This is a genomic window from Streptomyces sp. NPDC046349 (assembly GCF_055587885.1).
Map to the genome: position 1 here is coordinate 1 of NZ_JBVJFK010000018.1, position 19,220 is coordinate 19,220.

Here is a 19,220-nt window from a genome sequence, read left to right on the forward strand (position 1 = left end):
ACCAGGCCCTCCGCGTATCCGCCGAGAACCAAGCGGCGCACTTCCAGGTAGCCCGGCCGCCAACGCGGGTCCAGAGGCCGCGTTGCGTCGGCGATTTCTCGCACCACCCGGTGGCCTTCCCGCTCGGCAAACCGGCGCGCGGCCGCCAGCGCCTCCACCGTGGACCCCCCGGCAGAACGACGGTCCCATGTGCCATGTCACCCGGCTCTGCCTGTGGCAACCACCGTGCTTCGGCACACCCGGGCGCACACCGTCCGGGCGGGACGCCTTGGTCGAGCGCATCAAAACCAAGGCACTGCCCGGAAACGGGGTGAGAGGCCGCCTGCGGGGAGCTGCTTTCGGCCGGGAGGCTTCCGGACCCGTGGCGCTGCCGACCGGGGGGAGGGAGCCCGAACGCTGCACCCGGGGCGGCGGCCACGCGCGACAGCGGCCGGGAACTCCGGGCGGCCGCGATCCGGGCCCTGCTCGCCCGCATAGCTCCCGCTGACCCGACAGAAAGCCCCCATCCGGGCCGCGTCCCGCACAGTGTCGCGTTCGAGGAATGCAGCCGCACGGCCCGCGCCGCCCCGATTGGCCGGGAGAGAGCACTCTGTCCGGGTGGGGTTCACTGCTCGCCCCGCGCGCCAACACCCGGCCCCACACGGTCAGGGGATGCGATAGCGACCGCTGCGGAACGACCATCGGACGGGCTCCTCCCAGCCCCCGTGGCGCTGTCGACCGCGGGCAGACCCGGCAGCCGTCACACGTCGCCGGCACCGCCCCCGGTCGGCAGCATCCCAACCACGGCCCTTCCCCGGCCGAGGGGCCCCTGCTCGCGGGCGTCGATGCCGAACAGGTCCGGTCATCCCCGAACCCCTTTTGAGGGTGGCACTTCCCCCGCACGCAGGTGGGAGGCCGGACAGGTGCGGCACGCTGGAACTGGCCCGCCCGGATGGGCCGCAGGCCGGTTCGAAGGGGTGGGTGTTGTGGACAGACGCTGAGGGACCTGGGGGCTGCGCACAAGGGTGCGGTGGGGGTGCTCCGGGAGGACGGCAGCGAGCCGGGGCCGGTGTACTTCGACGTGGGCAGCGGCGGGCACATGCCGTCGTCGACGGCGTGGCACGCGTACGACGGACGGTTCGGCCGGCCGAGGGCCGCCCGGCTGCGGGGGCCTGTGCGTGTGGGTGGCGCGGGGCGGCCGAGTACCCGCTCGAGTGGACCGTGCTCGACGACCAGCGCCCGCTGTACGAGGCCGACGTCGACCTGACCGCGCCGGTCGCGGACTACCAGGCCCACCTCACTGTGGTCCGGGACATGGTCGTCCCGCTCTCCGAACCGCTCCATGCCCTGTTGTCCGCTCTGAAGGAGAGCCTGGAGGCCGCCGCGGTGACGGACCCGCTGGTGGCGTTGAAGGCGCTCGCGGACCTGCGGTATCTGATCGCCGAGGCGGGAGCGGACGCGGCTGTGGCGGTGCGGACCGGCAAGATCCCGATGGAGAAGGTCGCCACCGCGCTCGGGACGAGCGAGGCGGCCCCGCCCGCCGCTACGTGAACGGCTTGTTTCACCTCTTCTGAACGAGGGCGTGAAGGGTCCTGCCCGGGTTCCGGCAGCACGCTTGGAAGGCGTGTACAGAACTGGGCAACAGCCTGGGGAGGCGGGCTCGTTGGACTCCTCGACGGGGAAGAAGGGAGCAGCATGATGGACAGCCGTGCGACCGCCTCGACCACCGCCACGGCGCTGGAGTGGCAGCTGGCCCCCGCGGTGCGCGGGGCTCTGCACGAGGTGGCCGCCCTCGCGGCCGCGCTGCAGGAAGCCGGTGGGATGCCGCCCACCACGCGGTCGCCGACCTGCGCGACGCGCTCTTCCGACTCGACGACTTCCTGCCCCACGACTACGCGACAGGCCACGACCAGCATCAGGATTTGCAGGCTTTCCCCCCGCCCGAGCGTCTTGCTGCCCTGCTCGCGGCGGCCGGCCACCCCCTCGCCCTGGTGCGTACCCTCCTCGAGCAGGGCAGTGTCGACGCCCTCCGCGTTCAGGCGCAGGACCAGCTCCGCGCGGACCTGCGGGAGTTCGCCCGGACCGTGGGCGGACGCGATGACCTGCTGCGCCGCGCGGGCAGGCTCGGACTGTCGGAGAGCGAGACCGCCCGCGTTGCCGGAGTCTCCCGCACGACCGTACGGGCCGCAGAGGGCAAGGGCACCGCACAAAGCTGCGATGAGGATCTCTGACATCCAGGCAGCATCGTCACTGTCGGTGGGCATCCGGCCTCAGCACCACAGATCAGCTCGCTGGTAGGCCGGCCCAGTACGTCGGCGTCCAGTCAGGATCGACCGTCGGCACCGATGCGTGGGCCTGGTACGCCGAGCCGTCCGAGGGGGGCCTGGTGGGGGAGCGGGAGCACTGGCAGTCGCACCGACGATCTGAGCGACCCTCAGCGCGCCACGGCCGAACTCCTCAACTACGCGGCCGCCACCTGGAACAAGCAGGACCTGCCGCTGCGCGAGCATGCCCAGGCCGTAGCCCGCACCTTGCGCAGCCGGCAGGAGGGGATTTGTCCCTCTCAGTTCATACGGACTCGGCGGGCCTTGGCAACGAGTCTGCGAGGCAGCTTCGGACCCGCACATGCGTATTCGACCAGTAGGTCCCGATAGGTGGTGTTCGCGAGTTCCGGCGCCAGGGTGATCAGGGCACTCAGGTCGTCGGACGAGCCGGAAAGGCGTGTGCAGTAGGCGGCGCTCGCGGCGCGCAGGGTGACTTCGTGAGGCTCGTATTCCAGGCCCTGATCGGCGAGGCTCGCGGCTGCGGCGAAGTTGCCCTGCCCGGCGCGCACGTCGGCTAGGTCCAGGTAGAGGGACCAGTTGGCGGAGTCGAGGAGCAGCGCGCTTTCGAAGGCAGCAGCAGTCTGGTCCAGGTCGCCCATCACACGCCAGGTTGCCGCTCGTGCGACGGCCGTCCACATGACCCGATCGTCGGCATCGGCGCGGTCACACAGCGCAAAGGACAGTTCGTACCGACCGCAGGCCCGCGGCAGCCGGGCCATGGCCGCCAACGACTCCGGCACGGGGTCCCGTTCGGACACCACGTCGAGGGCATGGAACCCGGGCGGGAACCGCTCCCGCATCTCGGCGGTGTCCACGCCGCTGCCACGCCGCCGCGGCCAGGTCGGGTATGCGGTGTCGTGACGCCCGCCCACCCGCACCGGCCCGCTCAGCCGGATCAGTCGAAGAGGCCGAGGTCTGCCAGCTGCTGCCGCTGCTCCGGCGGGAGTGGCATGCGAGCGGGGAATCCTTGCTGCTGTCCCTTCCCGGGGCGGGCGGGGCGGGGTCGTGATCGCCGGAGTGATTGTCGGCAGACGGTCTTTTCACGAGCGGGTCGGCCGGTTCGGGGGGATTGCGGCTTCGATGTGGGCGAGGTGGGCGGCGAGGATTTCTTCGAACGCGGCGCGGCGATCCGCCCCGAGGGGCCGGACGGCGCGGGCGAAGTGGGCCAGAGCGGGGAAGCGTTCGGGGTCGGCGCCGAGGACTGTGACGCGGAACAGCTCCATGCCCTGTTCGTGTTCTTCCGGGGTGATGGTGCTGACTCCGGCCTCGGCAGAGATCAGCGCGGCGATGAGGACCGCGAGCCGGTGGTAGCACGCCGGGATTTCTTCGTCGGGCAGTCCCGACGCGCGCAGGGCCTGGAGTACCGCTTCCACGACCAGCCGGGAACCGGCGCCTCCCGACGCGTAGCGTCCCCAGACCGCAGCGAGCTGGGGTTGCTGGCCGAACGTCTCTCTCATGCGCAGGGCCAGGGCGGTGATGCGCTGCTTCCAGTCGCCTTCGGCGCGGTAGCCGTCCATGGAGGTCAGGAGGATGCGGTCGGCGAGCGCGCGCAGCAGTTCGGTCTTGCTGCGGAAGTGCCGGTAGAGGCTGGAGGAATCGGTCCCGAGCGTCGCGGCGAGTTTGCGCACGCTGAACGACTCCGTGTCGCTCGTGCGCAGCAATTCCCCGGCTGCATCAAGGATTTCCTCGGTCGACCAACGCCTTCGGCCTGCCATCTCGCCCCTCTCGTCGGACACATCCTACCGTTGCACTTGGTGTTGCACGCACCGCGTGCATAATGAGGTCTGAGCGTGCCGAGCGACCCGCAGGCAACGGGGCCGACGAGGCACGCGTTGCCCTGTCACTCGGGTCGGGCAGCCGATGCGGAGCTCGCTCCTACCGATGCGAAAGGACGCACCGTGAGGAAACCCCTGGATCCGGCGGCGCTGGACGCCGCCATCGAGAACGTCCACCACGCCGGGATGCCCGGCCTGTTCGCCGAGGTGCGCGACGGCGACCAGGTATGGCGAGGCGCGGCCGGCGTCGCCGATGTCACGACAGGTCGCCCCATCACCGCCGACATGCGACACCGCGTCGGCAGCATCACCAAGACCTTCACCGCCGCAGCCGTTCTCCAGGAGGTCGAAAGCGGCCGGATCGGGCTCGATACACCGATCGGCCGGTACCTCCCGAAGCTGGTTCCCGGAGAACGCGGCAACGCGATCACGGTACGGATGCTGATCAACCACACCAGCGGCCTCGCCGAGTACCTCCCGTACGCCTACCCCTCCCTCAGGGCAATGCCCGTCGTTGCGGACACGAGTCCCCAGAGCCTGGACGACCACCGGTTCACGCGGTTCGACCCCGTGGAACTGATCGGGATGGGGGTCACGGCGCCTTCTGTCGGTGTTCCGGGCGCTGCTCCGGGGGTGTACTCCAACACCAACTACCTGCTTCTCGTCGAACTCCTGGAGCAGGTGAGCGGCACTACGGCCGAGCAGCTCATCACCCGGAACGTCATCGAACGCGCCGGCCTTCGGGACACCGAGCTCCCCGCGGAGCCGTACGTGGACGGGCCGCACTCACAGCTCTACGAGGCGTGGTTCGGCATGATCGACCCGCCGCGCGACTACAGCGTCTACGACATGTCATGGGTAGGGCCGTCGGCCTCGCTGATATCCACTGTCACGGACCTCAACCGCTTCTTCGGCATGCTGATGGCCGGCGAGATCGTCAGCCTGTCGTCGCTGGCGCAGATGCGGCGCACCGTCCCGATCATCTCCCAGGAGGGAAAGATGATCGACTACGGCCTCGGCCTGTACCCGATGGAGGCTCGGAACCAGGGCCAGGGCGCCTTCTGGGGCCACGGTGGCACGGTCTGGGGAGGTGGGGCGCTGGCCATGATCCGTGCCGACGGCAAGCGGCAGATGGCGGTCGCGGTGAACCTGCAGAGGTGGAACAGGCTCGACTCCTCCGGCAAGCCGCAGCCCCATCCCATCGACGACGCGCTGGCGACCCTGTACCGCGTGGCGATGTACGGCTGACCGGCCGCCTGACACAACCGCCTGCCTCGCCACGGGCCCCGTCATCCGCGCAAAAAGAGAAGGCTCATCGACCGCGTCGAGCGCCGCGCCGCTCGGAGGACCTTTTCGCGGAGTGTGGCCCTACGCCCCCCTGGAGCTATGAGTTCCGTCCGACAGAACGACAGCCCCAGCCGGCAGTTGCATCGTTTGGACCGGTGGTTGCCGGTGCGGCAGACGGAGTCCGCCGTGTCCCCACGCTTGGGTGTGGGGTGCGGCGGGCACCCTCCGGAGCTGTCGACCTCGCTCGGTCCGACCCGTCAGGCACTCCTGCGGGCGTGTATCCAACACTGCGGCGCCGGCTTTTCCGACGGGCCACTGGCGAAGAGTGCGGCGGTCTCTGCGGAGGTCCGTGGCGCAGGATCCCGGCTCGGGCGTATCGATCCCCTCATAGTGATCAACGCATGCCACTGTGGCGTGCCGCTCGAGGTCGGGCGACTCCATCCACGTCCCGGTGCGCTGGAGGCGACGCCGCGACGGGCGAGCAGGGGCCGTAACGCCTCACGGCCCGGGGCCGGATCCAGCGGCCGCGGCCTTTCCGCAGGTAGCCGGCGAGCTGCGGATGTACCAGCGGTCGGAGGGTTGCCGAAGCCTGGTCGGGCGGGTGGTGGCTGTCTGGACGACGAAGTCCCCGTCGTCAGGACGGAGCACGCGCGGACGGTCTCCCGTCCAACGAGTGAGCAGACAGGGGGAGGCCGATCATGTTGAACGGCTGGACCACGCCGCGGACGGTGTCCTCTTCGGCCTGCAGCCGGTACTCGGGCACACCTCGGCCGTGCCGACGCCCGGGCAGCTGGGCGGGGCGGTGCAACTGCTCGGCCCCCGCAACAAGAACCCACGCCTCACCGTGTGGAAACTGCGCAGGTCACCCCGCATAGGACGCGGCCTGTCCTCAATGGAGGGCATGCTTCCGACAGGGCTTCTCGAGGCAGGCTGTGTGCTTGTGAGAAGGCCCGGCCCTCCTGCCCGCATCGGAACCCGGCCGCCGCCATCGCGGTGAAGTGTGCGGCCTTCTACACCGCCGAGTCTTCAAGGCACCGAACTGGCCCGCGGACGAACTCGTCTCCCACCTCGACCTGACCTTCGCGGTCTGCGCGGTAGGGCGGGTCGTCCGTACGCCGCGCCTGACCGGAGAAGGGCGGGGCGTCACGCTGCCGTGGGTACGGGGGCGGCGTGGAGGCTCAAGGGTTGAGGTGCCAGATGGACGCGTTGAGGGCGCTCGCGAAGGCCACCCACAGCATGTAGGGGACAAGAAGGAGTGCCGCTGGGAGGCTGAGGCGCCGGAAGTGGATCACGGTCGTGCCGAGCGCGGCCAGGAGAAGCAGGATGTCCAGCAGCGCAAGTCCGTACTGGCGGGCCGTGAAGAACAAGGGGGTCCAGGCGAGGTTGAGCGCGAGCTGGATGGACCACCAGACCAGTGCCGTTCGGGCGCGGTCGCGGTCGGGGTGGCGCCAGACGAGCCACGCCGCGATGCCGATCGTGGCGTAGAGGACGGTCCAAACGGGACCGAAGAGCCATGCGGGAGGAGCCCACGCAGGCCGGTCCAAGGCCTCGTAGACCATGCCCGCGTCGGCGGAGGCGAAGGCGCCGAGAGCAGCAACGCCGTAACTCACGGCGAGGAAGAACAAAAGGGCCCCAAGGCTTCTCGCCCCGCGCCGGCGCAACGGCGGCGTCGCAGAAGTTGCCACAACCTACTCCTGGTGACTCGGTGAACTGGGCGTCCGGATGGTGGGTCCGGACCCGGGGGCCTTGCTTGGCGTCTGTCCCCTGTTTCGTCTTTCACGCGGTCATCGGATGCATCCGAGGTGCATCCGGCCAGGATATTGCCAGCGCCCGCTGGCTGGCCGGCGCGGACCCGGAGAGCGCCGAAGCGGTGGAGGCCTTCTGCCACGCGGCCTCCCTGCACACGCTGGGCCAGGGCGCCTCTCCCCGTCCGGCGTTCCCAGATCCTGGTTGACGCCTCGGGGCAGGCCGGCACGTGGTGCAGCGAGCAGCCGGCGTTCGCCGCCGCATGCGACGCAGTAGCCGCCGCGACCGTGCGGCGCGCGGAGCGCCGTCTCCCCGGTTCGCACGGAGCGGCGCCGAAGTTCCTCGGGCATCTGCGGGCCGGGGCGGCCACGACCGAGGCCGCGGCCGACGCCGGCATCACCAGCGCGACGGCCTACCGGCATCGCCACCGCGATCCCGACTTCGCCGAAGCCATGGACCAGGACCAGGGCACGGCCGACGAAAGCACCCCGGAAACTGGCGTCGCCGCCACTGACGCACACGGGAGCGCCCTCTACGAGCCCCACCCACTCATGGCGTGCTCCGCCAGGGGGCCCTCGCCGCGGGGGTCCCGCCGGAGGCGGCCCACGATCGGCGTGGATCAGACACGGATTTCGTGGTGCATGCCAGACGACGCGCGTCTTTGAGGCGAGGCCGCGCCATCGACGGGCACGGCTCGGTGCCGGGGGTCGGGCGAGGCGGGAGCCGGCCCGGGACCGCATCTCGCCCGCGGCCCTGCGGATGTCCTCGCTCGGGGTGGTGGCGGTGACGCCGCCGAGTGGGGTCCAGAAGGTCCGGTGTCTCGTCGATGCCGGGCACAACCCCGTACGCGCGCGTCACGGCACAGTTTTCCTGGCGCACCGCACGGTCCGGGCGGCTACCCTGCCGTGTCCGGCTGTGGGACGCAGCAGTGGGCCAGGCCTCCGGGCGTCCTCGACGACAAGGCCGGGCGCATCCTCGCCGCGTACGGCACGACCCTCGTCGCGGGATCGATCGCCTGAGGCATGGTGCCAGCGGCTACCGACCCGGCCGCTACGACGTTATCGGCGCCCTGGCCTGCCTCGCAGACATTGCGGTGATCAGGCGGGCCCACGCTCGCACTGACTGCGTTCCAGCCCCGGACCGCCGGCTCAGGCGATTCCGGACATCCGGGACGAGTCGCGCCGAGGTCGTATCGAAACCCGATCGGCACCATAGGCCGGAGAAGCAGGCTGTGCTGTTCGGCCACTGCCGGTAGCTGAGCTGAGTGACTCGGTTCGGCCAGGGGCGTGGCGGCCGATCCAGGTCGGGTAGGCCGGGCGCCCCGGGTGGTACTGGTCACGGCGCCAACTCGCAGCGGCGTCGCAACGCCGGGAGGAAGGGAAAGCGCGTGAGTCGCGTCTTGATCGTCGCAAGTCATGACCGGTCCGGCCTGCGGCCGGTACTGGAGGCCGCCGACGCGATGGTGGTTGTGGGTGAAGCGGCTGACGCCGTGGAGGCCGTCAAAGCCGCCAAGGAGTATCGGCCCGATGTCGTGATCATAAATCTGCCTTCCCTTGCCGGCCAAGGCGCGCTTGAGGCCACCCGTCAGCTGTTGGGGCTCGGCTTCCCTCCGAAGGTTCTCGCGATGACCACCTCCAGCCCCGACGGGAGGGTCCTTGAGGTGCTCCGCGCCGGAGCTTCGGGCTTCGTCGTGCAGGAGTGCAGTCCCGACGAACTGATTCACGCCGTGCGGATCGTGACGGGCGGCGGCAACGTCCTCGATCCGGAGATCATGCAGACGCTGACTCGAGGCCGTCCCTCAGCGGGCTCCCATGATCTGTTGGAGACAATGGGCCGCCTCACGGACATGGAGCGGCAGATGCTGGCCCTCATCGGTGGCGGGCACACCAACCAGCGGATCGCAGATGAGTGCCGTCTGTCCATCACCACTGTGAGGAGACACGTCTCGCGGCTGGTCCAACGACTTGGACTGGACCATCGGATCCAGGCCGCGGTTTTCGCCTGGGAAGCCGGGATCGTCGGACGGGACTGACTGCCGCAGACGGCAGGACGGGCCGCTGCGAGAGGCACAGATACCCGGCCGACGCTCAGCCGTCCCAACGAGGCGGCCTACGTCACCGACCCCGGATCAGGCTGTGATCGAGGCGGAGCGACGGACCCGGGCCGCTCGCCCTCGCCCGCAGGGGCAGTGGCGCTGGCAGCGGTGGCCGTGGCGGAGGCCGCCGTTGGACCGGGCCGTGCTGCGGGGGTGTGTTCTACGGATTCCTGTCGATGGTAGGCACTACCGGGCGGCGTTGAACGAGTAGGTGGCGGTGCCTTTGAAGAACTTGTAGTCGTCGAGTTTGCCGAGCTCGAACTCGTAGGTGCCCGCCGGGGTGTCTTCGAACTTGGCCGTCCGGCCTGCGCGGCACTTGATCTTCTCGGTGCCGGAGACGTAGTTGAAGCCGTCGGTACGCCGCAGCAGTACGGTCATGTCTCCGTTGGGGTGGTCGCACTTCTTGACGGTGAAGTGGATGCGGCCCCGAATGCCCGTCTCGAACTCGGGTGTCAGCCAGATGTGCTGGTACTCGAAGTTGACGGTCCGGCTTGCCGCGTGGGCAGGCGCCGCCTGTGCGACGGCGAGGACCGCAGAGCAGCACAAGGTCGCGGCGACGTGCGACAGACGTCGCGGTGGGGTGCGATGACCGGGCATATTGCACACTTTCCCTCGGTGTGTACGATTCGTTACTCATCTTCCCGGAGAGGGCGCGGCCGAGGGCATCGCACGTCCAGGTGACGACGGCGCCGTGAGATTGACCGGTACTGGCATGCCCCGCCTAATGCTGCCCATACGTCCTGGTTGAACAAGTTCATCGGTGCGGCGGCGGTGCTCGCCGGCGGGACGATCATGCCGCCGGACCATGGGACCGAGCCACTGGCGCCGAGCCATGCCGGCCCCATCCGGGCTACGGCCGCGGTGGCGGTGCACCTGCTCTGCCTCGGTCGCGCCAACCGCTGGGCGGCCGACTCCGTGCGCTGTGGCGGCGAACCGGAGGCCGAGCAGGAGGCGGACCGATGAGCACCCCCGCCGGCTTCGATGAGCTGATCCACCCCGCCCTCGACTGTCGGTGGTCGCTGCCGGCCGCCAGCGAGTGAGCGGACTTCACGTTCGTCCGCGACAGCCTCTCGCTCAGCGACTCCGCGCTCTCCCAGCAGCAGCACAGCTTGGAAGGGGTCGGGTGCGTGCAGCTCCAGAAGGAGGGCGGCGGCCGCAACCGCCGTACGAAGGTGCGGCTGACGGACCGCGGTCGCACCGCCTTCGAGGGACATGTGGCGGCGCTCCGGGCCATCGTCGACAGCGCCGGACCGGCGACCGGCGCGGCACGACGCCAGCCCCACGCGGAGGCGGGCCGATGGCGACGTTCGGGCGCACGGGTGTCCAGCCGGTGATCCGGGCCCGCGAGCTGACTGTGGCGTACGCCGCTGTCGCCGTCCTGCACGACGTCGACCTGGACATCCACCGTGCTGAGGACTTCGCCGCTCGGGCCCTAGGGTGCGGGGAAGACCACGACCCTCGAAGTCACGGGAAGACCGGGCCGGTCGCGCCCGCAGTCCGTCAGAGGCCGGCACACAGTGACGGGTCAGACAGGGGACCGACCATCCCATCCGTTTCGCTGACGGCAGTCATTTCTGCAGGCACCGACGGCCGACCCGGTGAGGAGCGACGTCGTCCCGGAAGCCGTTGCCGTCGAGCGCCTTGCCGCGCTCAGGGGCGCGCTTGGGGCGCTACGGGCCCTCGACGGGAGTCTCACACGGAGTTGCTTGCGCTCCGTGCCGTCGGCCACGGTCACAGGCTGGAGCACCGGGACCTCACGGACGGCATCCTGACCGAGGCGGGCGTGAACCGGGGGACAGCCCTGCGCGCCCACAACGGCTGATGTCCGGCTGCTGAGCCTGAACCTTGGGGTGGCACTGACGCTTGCCGTCCTTCGGCGGCGACGTGTGTGACCAATTCCGAGGTCAGCCCAGGGCAGGCGAACACAGAGCCGCGAGCTCCAGGGACCTCAACATCGCTTCCCGGTCCGCCGGCACGTACTCTTCCGCAGCGGCGGCCGCGTCCAGGACCTCCCCGATCTCCGAGGCCGTGAGGCTGCGCGCCTCGGCCGCGGCCAGCAGGCAGTCCGCCCGCCCTCGGGGCAGGCCGCGCTCCGAGGCGATCAGGTCGCGCAGCGCTTCCTCGCGCACCGCGAAACGGCTCATTCCGCAGTCGAGGCCGTCGTCGTCCAGCTCGTCCGGGTAGGGCGCGCGGGCCCAGGCGCCGTTCTCGTACCAGTACACGCAGCCCAGCTCCCAGCCCTCCAACAGCTCCCGCAGGCGCTCGTACGGCAGCCAGTCCGGCGCCTGCGCCAGCATGTCGATCGCGGGTTCGTGCCATTTCACGGCACTGGACTCGTCCTCGCCGTACAACAGGAAGCGGCCCTCTCCCATGTGCTGCAACGTCCACCAGGTGCAGCCGCGGTCGTCGAGGTGCAGACCCTGGCCGTCGATCCACGTGCCGCCGCGGCGGACGTCCCGGGTCTCCGCCTCCGCCGTGGCCTCCAGTACGGCAACCAGGGCCCAGCGCGCCCACAGCACTTCGGCCGCCGGCAGGTCCTCCGGTCGGCCAGGCCTGTCGATCGCCATGTCGTGTCCCCCGGTCCGTCCAGTCCGCGTACGGCGTCTGCGTGATCGCCGAACCGCAATCGTAGAACAGCACCTGGACGATCCGGACTTGGTGCTTGTCAGCGCCCCCTCGCGGACAGCACCTGCGGTGCTTGCCCGGCGTACTCGGCCCGGACGTGCGGGCAAGAGACGTGGGCGGGCCCGAGCGGGCAGCTCGCGATCGGCGAAAGCGATCGCGAACTCCGGCGGCGGCGCCCTGCTGGCTGCGCCGTCGCCGCTTGGGAGCGTGCGCAGACCGGGGGAGTGCCGGCCGTCAAAGTGATGTTGATGGTGTGGCAGGGTGAGGGGTATGTGGGCCTTCGGGGCCTGTGAACGCGAGAGAGGTATGTCATGAACGAGGCCGAACTCAAGGCGCTGTTCGACGAGATCGACACGGACGGCGATGGGCGGATCAGCATCGTCGAACTGGCGGAGGGGTTCAAGGCCGAAGGTGCCCAGGAGCACCTCGCCGAAGAAGTGGAGAAGGCCATGGTGGCCGATGTGAACAACGACGGGGTCCTCGACTTTGAAGAGTTCCGCACCCTGCTGAAGTAGCGGCAGGCCTGACAGCCTGAGCCGTTGGGCAAGCCCCCGCGAGAATGGGTGGCGCAGGTTGTGTCGTTTCGGGCTGTCCAAGCCCGGGCGCAGGACGTCGGCGCAGGTCCGGGCCCGGGCACCTGGCTCGCCCAGATACCTGCGCACCGGGCCGATGCCCGAGGCCGCCCAGTGCTCGCCCAGCGCGGCCGGTACGGATCGGTGGAAAGTGTGCGGAGCTGGGGGTTGGACCGGGCGGTGCAGGGGCCCGGGCCGTTCGTGGTGGGCGGTCACGGCAGCGGCGTCTGTCAGGAGATCCGATCGAGACCCGCCGGGGGACCGGCAGCTTGGGGTGTCGATGACGCCGTTGCGGGGGTTACCCCTGGCCGCACGTGCACGTGCGGCGGCTGGTACCCGGGCTCACCCGGTTGCTGTCGGCCGCACCAATGACCCTGGTGGATGACAACGGCGCCACTGGGCAGCTCGTACCACTCTTCCCTGTAGAAGATGGGCCGACGGTCCGGTCCCATCAGCCGACCGCCACCCTGCCGGTCGGGCTTCGTGGCCGGCACCCGGGCGTCCACGTGCCACAGTTCCTGGCCCTCCGGTACGCCCGCGTCGCGCGCTGCTTGGGCCCTGGTCCCGTCCCTGCCACGGCCGAAGCGGAGCGTGTGCAGGCCTGCGCGCCGGTGTTCCAGGTCGTGGTGCCCCACAAGGTGCTGCGGGTACGTCAGGCAATCCGGCCCGCTTCGCCGGCGAGTTCTGTCGGCGCGTCGCTGAGGTCGGTGACGATACCGAAGAACGGGCGGTCGATCTCATTGCCCTCCGGGCCAGTGTGTCAGCTTCTCGGTTCGGGGCAGAGGGTGAAGGCCGTCGTGGTCCCAGGTGAGGGTGACGGCGTGCGGTTGGTCCGGCGTGGTGGTCGTCTGTTCGCATAGGGTCATGCCGTCCCGGGCGAAGACGGAAGGCTCTGTCGAGGGAGGACAACTGATGGTCTGGCTGGCGACCGCGACGGGTGCCGCCTTGGTGCTGATCGTCCTCCGGGACGTCTTCCACACCTTGTGGCACCCGACGCGCCACGGTGGGCTGAGCCGACTGGTCATGACCGCCGTGTGGCGGTGTTCGAAGATGCTGGGACGCCGCCGCGGTGCCGGCCTCGCCGGCCCGGCCGCAATGGCGGTGGTGGTGGCCATGTGGTCCCTGACGGCGGTCGTCGGCTGGGCCCTCATCTATTGGCCCCACATGCCGGAAGCCTTCACCTACACGTCCGATCTGCGGCCCGCCGACCACGCCTCGTTTCCTGACGCGCTCTACGTGTCCATGGTCCACATCTCCACCCTGGGCCTCGGCGACATCGCGCCGGGCGAGGGCTGGTTGAGGATCGTCGCCCCGATGGAGTCCCTCGTCGGCTTCGCCCTGCTGAGCGCGACCGTGGCGTGGACCCTGGGGATCTTCCCCGCCCTGGCGCGGCGCCGCTCACTCGCTCTGCGGATCTCGCACCTGGTCCGCACGCATCCCACGACGGAGCAGGTCGACACCGACGCGGGAGCCGCGATGCTCGACGGCCTCGCCACCGCCGTATCCGTCATCTCCGTGGACTACCTGCAGTACGCCGAGTCGTACTACTTCCTCGACGGCGACGATCAGACCTCGCTCGCATGTCAGATTGTCGGCGCCATGAACCTGGCGGATCAGGCCTCGGCCGCCCGCCACCCCGACGTGCGATTTGCGGCGGGCGTACTGAGGACCGCCCTGGACGACCTCGCGGGCGTTCTCGACAATCGCTTCCTGCATACCGCAGCGAGAGCGCGTCAGGTCTTCCAGGCCTTCGCACGCGACCACGGTCACGCAGGATCCGCCTGATCCTCCGCCCCCTCGTCCGCCGCTGCGGCGGTGCGGAGATGCGGGGGTGCGGAGATGCGGGGGTGCCAGCAGCCCGGCGGCTCACCGGCGGCTCGACCACCCTCATCGGTGTCGCCCTGTACCCCCAGCCCGGCCCCGGTTTCCCCAGGCGGCCCCCAGGCAGTGCTGCGCTCCCACACGGATTTCCTGCTGCTGTTTCCGCACGACCGGCGCATCGTCCTCGAAGTCGACGGATCCCAGCACTGCACCCGCGCCGCGGCCGATGGCTTGGCCGCCCTGTTTCGGCCCCGCTTTGCCGGTCTGCGATGGCTTCAATTTTCTCGAGCCGCACCCGACAGCCTCCCGGACGTGTCTCGGCCCCGGGACCTGCGCCGGCTCCACGCCCTGCTGCTGCCTCAGCCCGACCTGCCCCTGCCGTTCGCGACCAAGCCCGCACCATGCTCGACCACTAGGAGTTGTCGTCAAAGTGTCAGGCCCACATCAGGAGCGAGGCGAGGGTGACGTCCTGGCACGGCACGCCTGTACCCAGGCCGCGCTGACACAGCTCACCACCGACCTGCACCGACGTCTGGGCGGTGCCCCACATCAACGGGAAAATGGTGTGGGCGATGCCGCGGCATCGCAGCCAGGTGCGGATGGCTTTCGCGCTGTAGCCCTTGTCGCCAATGACGTGATCGGGCCGGATGCGCGGGCGGCCAGGCCCGACGCCAGGCACCCCGTATCGCGTTCTCCCGCAGGTAGGCCGGCGACCGGCGACGACCTGTCCGAACAGCACCACCGGCTCGTCAAGAAGTATCCGGACCCCCGCATGGGGCGTCCCACCCCTTCGTCAAGGGCGATGGGCTGACGAGCAGTCATTGATCTCCAGGCGCTGTCGGGGCACGATGCAGGAATGACCGACCAGCGCTGCGACCACGGACTGATAGTCGGCCAGTGCGGACACTGCAAGCCGGTGCCGCACGGGCTTACCGCCACTGTCTGGACCACCCGTGGCGGTTCCGTCTTCCACCGGACAGTCGCCTGTGAAGCTCTCGCCGACGGCCAATCGCGCGCCGCACGCTTCGGCCGGGACGTTCACCAGCCGACCCGTACCGCACTTGCCGACGCCATGGCCCAGGGCCGCGGCGCCTGCATTCCCTGTTTCCCCGCTTACAGGCCGTCCCGCACCGCCAAGCCCTGCCTCGTCCGTGACAACGGCCGGTGGCTGCCCGGGCTGCTCACCGAGTGGCGGCGCGGCGGGGACGGTCGGTGGAGCGGCGTGGTCTCGTACGCCGCCGACGGCGATCAGGTCACCGTCCTCAAGGACCAGGACGACTTACGCCCCGCCCCTTGAACCGCCAGCCGCCGCCTCCCACGCCCCCGCCCGCAGCCCCAGCCAGCCTGGCCGTCGATGGGTGATCGGGGGATGCACCTGACGGCCCCAGTCGGATGCGGTAGGTCTGTCCGGGTGGGTGAGATACGCGCAGGGCGGCGGGCTGACCGACGCACAGAGCCGCGCGGGAGCGAGTCCGGTTGCAGGCCGTCGCCGCGCCGATCGACGCGTTCGGTGTGCGCGTCAGGCGCCCCTGCGGTCCACCCGGATATCGTCCCGCTCGGCTACAAGGCAGCCATCTACTTTCACCGAAAGCGCACCTCGCCACGGCCCGTCACAGCGTGCCCGCCCTCACCCCGGACCGTCGCCGGATAAATCCTCCGCCGCCCAGAACCTGTCCCGAAACCGAACACCTCCAACTGAAGAGCGTCCGGGCCAACTTCCCGGAAATCGACGCACTCACCAGGCATGCCCGGTCCTTCGCGATCACGCTCACCGAGCGACAGGGCGAGCGACTGCCGGACGCTCTCCGCTGTCAGACGGGAGACTTCGCCGGCCCCCACACGCTCGCCGCAGGCATCGGCCGCGACCGCGAAGCCGTCATCGCCGGCCTCGGCCTTCCCTGGAACTCGGGCGTCGTCGAAGGCCCGTCAACCGCATCAAGATGATCAAGCGCCAGATGTTCGGCCGTGCAGGCTTCCCACTCCTCCGCAAGCGAGTCTTTCCATTGTGACGCAGAGTCACGACTCCAGAGAAGCTGAGCCATAACCGCGAAAGGGAATCGTTCGCCGACGGCTTCGGGAGTCACCGCGTGACCCCCATCGCTTGATCGAATTCGATGAAGTCGGAAGTCGCTGACGGCTGGGTCGAAGTCGTGAGGGAGCTCCACGATGCGGTCACGGCGTGCGGATTGATCGACGTACTGGGTTACTGCAGTGAGCACTGGCGGTGGCGCGGAAACCCCATGGGGCGGTCGCGATGGTTGCCGGGGAGGTCAGTCCCAGCGCGCGGTTGTCCTTACCGTCCCGCATGTGGTCGAGCCACCGTTCGTACCACCTGAGGAAGTCCTGTGCGGAGGAGACGTTCGGGGGCCAGAAGCCGTCCGCGTTGCCCGCGACCACACGGCCGGTGAGGGGGCCCGTCACTGCGATCAGGCACAGATCGGTGCAGCCCATCTCGACGATGTGGAGGAACAGGTCACCCTGCAGCGCGTCCGGGTGGTCGACATGAGTGAATCCCCGCTGGCTGCCGTCCGCCGGTTTCCGGTTCATCGTGAACAGCCTGCACTCCTCGAGCGGGAGGAGACCGTAGAAGGGGCCGGCACCGCCGCCCCCGAGTTCGATGAGAAACGCTCGGTAGGCCGCAGGGAGGACGATGCGGTGCTCCGCCTCGAAGGCGTCGGCTTCCCAAGCGCTGATGCGCGGGCCGAGGCGGAACTGGTGGCGCTCCGCACCCACCGAGTGGCTTCGTTGCGCCTGGTACGGGATTTTGGCCAGCTTGGAGCGTATGCGGGTGATGCGGGAGTCCATCGGAGGATCTCTTCTCTCGTCCCTGGGACTCTACCGAGTGCTCCGGCAGAGACACATCCAAGGGTGTGGAAAGCTCCTGCTTGCGGGCGCGGCCGCCGACCTGGTCGCGGCTGGCGGCACGGTGCGCAGTGCGCGACGCCTGAGGGTCGCAGTACATGTCCCCACCCGGCCAGCGGCACACCTGCCGAACCCGTGATATCGACTTGGCCGCCTTCGGGGTGCCTCCCGCGCCCATCGACAAACGACTCGCGTTATCGGTACTGGCACAGATGGCGACCTGCAGAGCATCGGGGGCACCGCGCCGAGCGCCCTCGGCGTACGCGCCCGCCCGGTCCCGGCAGATGATCTTCACGCCGGGGCGGCGGTCCAGCCAGGCGGCCAGCGGCCCGGTCTCGCGCGTCGGGAGCAGATGGACCACGCGACGGTCTTCGACGCCGGTGAAGACCGTGGAGGAGGTCTGGCCTCGACGGATCGCGAAGTCGTCCACGCCCAGCAGCCGCGGAGTACTGGACCGCGGATCGGGCAGGGCCATGACCCTGCGCAGCAAGGTCGTCCTTCCCGCACCGGAGCCGAGGTGGGCCGCCAGGCGGGCGCCGACCCGCCGCCGGCCGCCTCCCCGGGCGAGTCCCACCCGCTCCAGGGCTCCGTTGAGACGCGTGGTGAACCACGAGTACGGGACAGTCGGCCGGGAGACCGCTCGGCGAACGTCCGGCGCGGGCAGTCTGCCGGCCCGCAGAGGGAACGCCTGACCGCCTGCCGGATCACAAATTGCTGCTCAGCCAGCGCAAGGTCCTCCAGCCTGTGCTGGTAAAGGTCGCGGACCCGGTCCGAGAAGCGGAGGCAGTCCGGACATGCCGCCCTTGCCGCTCGACCTGTCGCCATGACCTCGACCGTGCCGAACGCGGCCGTAGCCGCCTCGACCTTTACCTCGTCGATCCCGTCGAACACCAGTGAGTCCCAGAACAGTGCATCGGTCTGCATGACCAGCACCGTCGCCGTCCACCGCCGACCATGGTGCAAAGGAGAGAAAGCCGATGGAGCGTCAGCTGTGAGTGCCAGACGGCACGGCGCACGCCGTCTTGCACGAGCTGCCTCCTCGCAATCGAACCCGCGATAACTCTCCGAGACCGCTCCCTGAAATCTGTGCCAGAGCCGAGAACGACAGCAGATGTTCACGACTTCGAGCGGCGTGGGTCGGGGGGCACCGTGCATGCCATCGGCAAACGACAGCCAGAGTCGGAACGCGATGTGATACCCGATCCACCCGAGGTCACACCGGCCAGGAAGAGGGTTCGCATCATCGAGCGATCTTGCACCCGACATGGGCTTTAAATGGGCTTTGGTGGCGATTCGGTGCCTACTCTCGGGGCGGGCGCGCCGATGCGCCCCTCACGTCACTCCCGCGAAAGGGCGATCATGGCTACCGTCACCGCTGACCCGATCACCACCAAGCTGGCCCGGCTGTTCGACACCACCGACAACAACAACGACGGCTACATCGACTGGAACGACTACCAGCGCATCGTCGACCGCTACCTGAGCGCCTACAAGATCGACAAGAACGACCGCCGGGCCCATGCGCTGCTGGCCGCGCACCAGATGCAGTGGATGGAGCTGCTGAGGCACGCGGACGGCAAGGACCGCCTGTCCAAGGAGCAGTACCACCACGCGAGCCGCGCTGCGAGCGTGGACACCAGCCGCTTCAACATGGTCGAGGGTCTTCCGCACGCCATCTTCGACGTCATGGACACCGACGGCGACAACACCATCAGCAAGGCCGAGTTCAAGAAGCACCTGGAGGTCTGGGACGTCACCGATCCCGCCGCCATGGACGCCTTCAATGAGCTGGACGTCGACGGTGACGGGGCCATCAGCCGACAGGAGTTCATTCGCGCGATCAGGGAATTCTTCTACTCCTCGGACTTGCACGCGCCGGGCAGCCTGTTCTTCGGGCGCCTGTCCCGCTGACACGCGGGCTGTCGACCGGCACGCAAAGCCCCGGCAGTCTGGTCCCCGCTCTACGGGGCCCCGGGCTTCGCACCCTGAACGCGGTCCGGGTCGGGAACCATGGATGGTGGCTCCGGACCCGGACCGCATTCGACTGTACGGGGGAGGGCCTTCGGCCTCGCAAGCGTTGTCCACATCGCATCCGGCGCCGACACGACAGGACCGGCCAGAGCAGGCCCGCCCC

16 protein-coding genes and 3 pseudogenes are annotated in these 19,220 nt (G+C 69.5%); 11 read left to right on the top strand and 8 right to left on the bottom strand.

What is annotated here, in order from left to right; genetic code table 11:
* The first annotated feature begins 1,200 nt into the window (after nt 1-1,200).
* Both ACZ6JS_RS32860 and ACZ6JS_RS32865 read left to right on the top strand, forming a co-directional pair.
* The gene (locus ACZ6JS_RS32860; protein ID WP_469303456.1) at nt 1,201-1,530 is read left to right on the top strand and encodes a hypothetical protein; all 330 of its coding nucleotides are present in this window, start codon (nt 1,201-1,203) and stop codon (nt 1,528-1,530) included.
* A 371-nt stretch (nt 1,531-1,901) separates the two neighbouring features.
* The gene (locus tag ACZ6JS_RS32865; protein WP_469303457.1) at nt 1,902-2,210 is read left to right on the top strand and encodes a hypothetical protein; all 309 of its coding nucleotides are present in this window, start codon (nt 1,902-1,904) and stop codon (nt 2,208-2,210) included.
* Between the two features lie 332 nt (nt 2,211-2,542).
* On the opposite strand, the gene ACZ6JS_RS32870 is transcribed toward ACZ6JS_RS32865, so the two are convergent.
* The gene (locus ACZ6JS_RS32870; protein ID WP_469303459.1) at nt 2,543-3,118 is read right to left on the bottom strand and encodes a tetratricopeptide repeat protein; all 576 of its coding nucleotides are present in this window, start codon (nt 3,116-3,118) and stop codon (nt 2,543-2,545) included.
* A gap of 225 nt (nt 3,119-3,343) precedes the next feature.
* Entirely contained in the window at nt 3,344-4,018 is a 675-nt protein-coding gene (locus tag ACZ6JS_RS32875) for a TetR/AcrR family transcriptional regulator (RefSeq protein WP_469303629.1), read from the bottom strand.
* Between the two features lie 183 nt (nt 4,019-4,201).
* Here ACZ6JS_RS32875 and ACZ6JS_RS32880 point away from each other — a divergent pair, with 183 nt between their 5' ends.
* On the top strand, nt 4,202-5,326 hold the full coding sequence (locus ACZ6JS_RS32880) for a serine hydrolase domain-containing protein (protein WP_469303461.1): 1,125 nt from the start codon (nt 4,202-4,204) through the stop codon (nt 5,324-5,326).
* Between the two features lie 456 nt (nt 5,327-5,782).
* On the opposite strand, the pseudogene ACZ6JS_RS32885 reads toward ACZ6JS_RS32880, so the two are convergent.
* Together ACZ6JS_RS32885 and ACZ6JS_RS32890 are read right to left on the bottom strand one after the other, a co-directional pair.
* Nucleotides 5,783-6,113: pseudogene (locus ACZ6JS_RS32885) on the bottom strand (IS630 family transposase); the annotation flags it as partial.
* Nucleotides 6,114-6,543: 430 nt separating this feature from the next.
* Complete coding sequence (locus tag ACZ6JS_RS32890) at nt 6,544-6,975, bottom strand: TspO/MBR family protein (RefSeq protein WP_469303462.1); 432 nt, start codon at nt 6,973-6,975, stop codon at nt 6,544-6,546.
* A 1,523-nt stretch (nt 6,976-8,498) separates the two neighbouring features.
* Between ACZ6JS_RS32890 and ACZ6JS_RS32895 the strand changes: the two genes are divergently transcribed.
* Nucleotides 8,499-9,143, top strand: a complete 645-nt coding sequence (locus tag ACZ6JS_RS32895; RefSeq protein WP_469303464.1) for a LuxR C-terminal-related transcriptional regulator — start codon at nt 8,499-8,501, stop codon at nt 9,141-9,143.
* 249 nt (nt 9,144-9,392) lie between these two features.
* Here ACZ6JS_RS32895 and ACZ6JS_RS32900 read toward each other — a convergent pair whose 3' ends face one another.
* Nucleotides 9,393-9,803, bottom strand: a complete 411-nt coding sequence (locus ACZ6JS_RS32900) for a hypothetical protein (protein WP_469303466.1) — start codon at nt 9,801-9,803, stop codon at nt 9,393-9,395.
* Nucleotides 9,804-9,950: 147 nt separating this feature from the next.
* Here ACZ6JS_RS32900 and ACZ6JS_RS32905 point away from each other — a divergent pair, with 147 nt between their 5' ends.
* Nucleotides 9,951-10,169, top strand: a complete 219-nt coding sequence (locus ACZ6JS_RS32905; protein ID WP_469303468.1) for a hypothetical protein — start codon at nt 9,951-9,953, stop codon at nt 10,167-10,169.
* A pseudogene (locus ACZ6JS_RS32910) lies at nt 10,166-10,540 on the top strand (transcriptional regulator). Before ACZ6JS_RS32905 ends, ACZ6JS_RS32910 begins: the two are co-directional and overlap by 4 nt.
* Before the next feature lie 570 nt (nt 10,541-11,110).
* Here ACZ6JS_RS32910 and ACZ6JS_RS32915 read toward each other — a convergent pair.
* Nucleotides 11,111-11,773, bottom strand: coding sequence for a hypothetical protein (locus tag ACZ6JS_RS32915; RefSeq protein WP_469303470.1), 663 nt, complete (start codon nt 11,771-11,773; stop codon nt 11,111-11,113).
* Between the two features lie 369 nt (nt 11,774-12,142).
* Between ACZ6JS_RS32915 and ACZ6JS_RS32920 the strand changes: the two genes are divergently transcribed.
* From ACZ6JS_RS32920 to ACZ6JS_RS32935, 4 genes are all read left to right on the top strand, one after another.
* Complete coding sequence (locus tag ACZ6JS_RS32920; RefSeq protein ID WP_469303472.1) at nt 12,143-12,346, top strand: EF-hand domain-containing protein; 204 nt, start codon at nt 12,143-12,145, stop codon at nt 12,344-12,346.
* Nucleotides 12,347-13,315: 969 nt separating this feature from the next.
* Entirely contained in the window at nt 13,316-14,188 is an 873-nt protein-coding gene (locus ACZ6JS_RS32925; RefSeq protein WP_469303473.1) for a potassium channel family protein, read from the top strand.
* Between the two features lie 892 nt (nt 14,189-15,080).
* Entirely contained in the window at nt 15,081-15,521 is a 441-nt protein-coding gene (locus ACZ6JS_RS32930; RefSeq protein ID WP_469303475.1) for a hypothetical protein, read from the top strand.
* A 320-nt stretch (nt 15,522-15,841) separates the two neighbouring features.
* Nucleotides 15,842-16,168 carry a hypothetical protein gene (locus ACZ6JS_RS32935; protein ID WP_469303643.1) on the top strand — a complete coding sequence of 109 codons (327 nt, stop codon included), beginning with the start codon at nt 15,842-15,844 and terminating at the stop codon, nt 16,166-16,168.
* 228 nt (nt 16,169-16,396) lie between these two features.
* On the opposite strand, the gene ACZ6JS_RS32940 is transcribed toward ACZ6JS_RS32935, so the two are convergent.
* The gene (locus ACZ6JS_RS32940) at nt 16,397-17,029 is read right to left on the bottom strand and encodes an SMI1/KNR4 family protein (RefSeq protein ID WP_469303476.1); all 633 of its coding nucleotides are present in this window, start codon (nt 17,027-17,029) and stop codon (nt 16,397-16,399) included.
* A gap of 334 nt (nt 17,030-17,363) precedes the next feature.
* Nucleotides 17,364-17,561 (bottom strand): annotated as a pseudogene (locus tag ACZ6JS_RS32945) (ISL3 family transposase); the annotation flags it as partial.
* Nucleotides 17,562-18,445: 884 nt separating this feature from the next.
* Between ACZ6JS_RS32945 and ACZ6JS_RS32950 the strand changes: the two are divergent.
* Nucleotides 18,446-18,997, top strand: a complete 552-nt coding sequence (locus ACZ6JS_RS32950) for an EF-hand domain-containing protein (protein WP_469303478.1) — start codon at nt 18,446-18,448, stop codon at nt 18,995-18,997.
* The last annotated feature ends 223 nt before the right edge of the window (nt 18,998-19,220 follow it).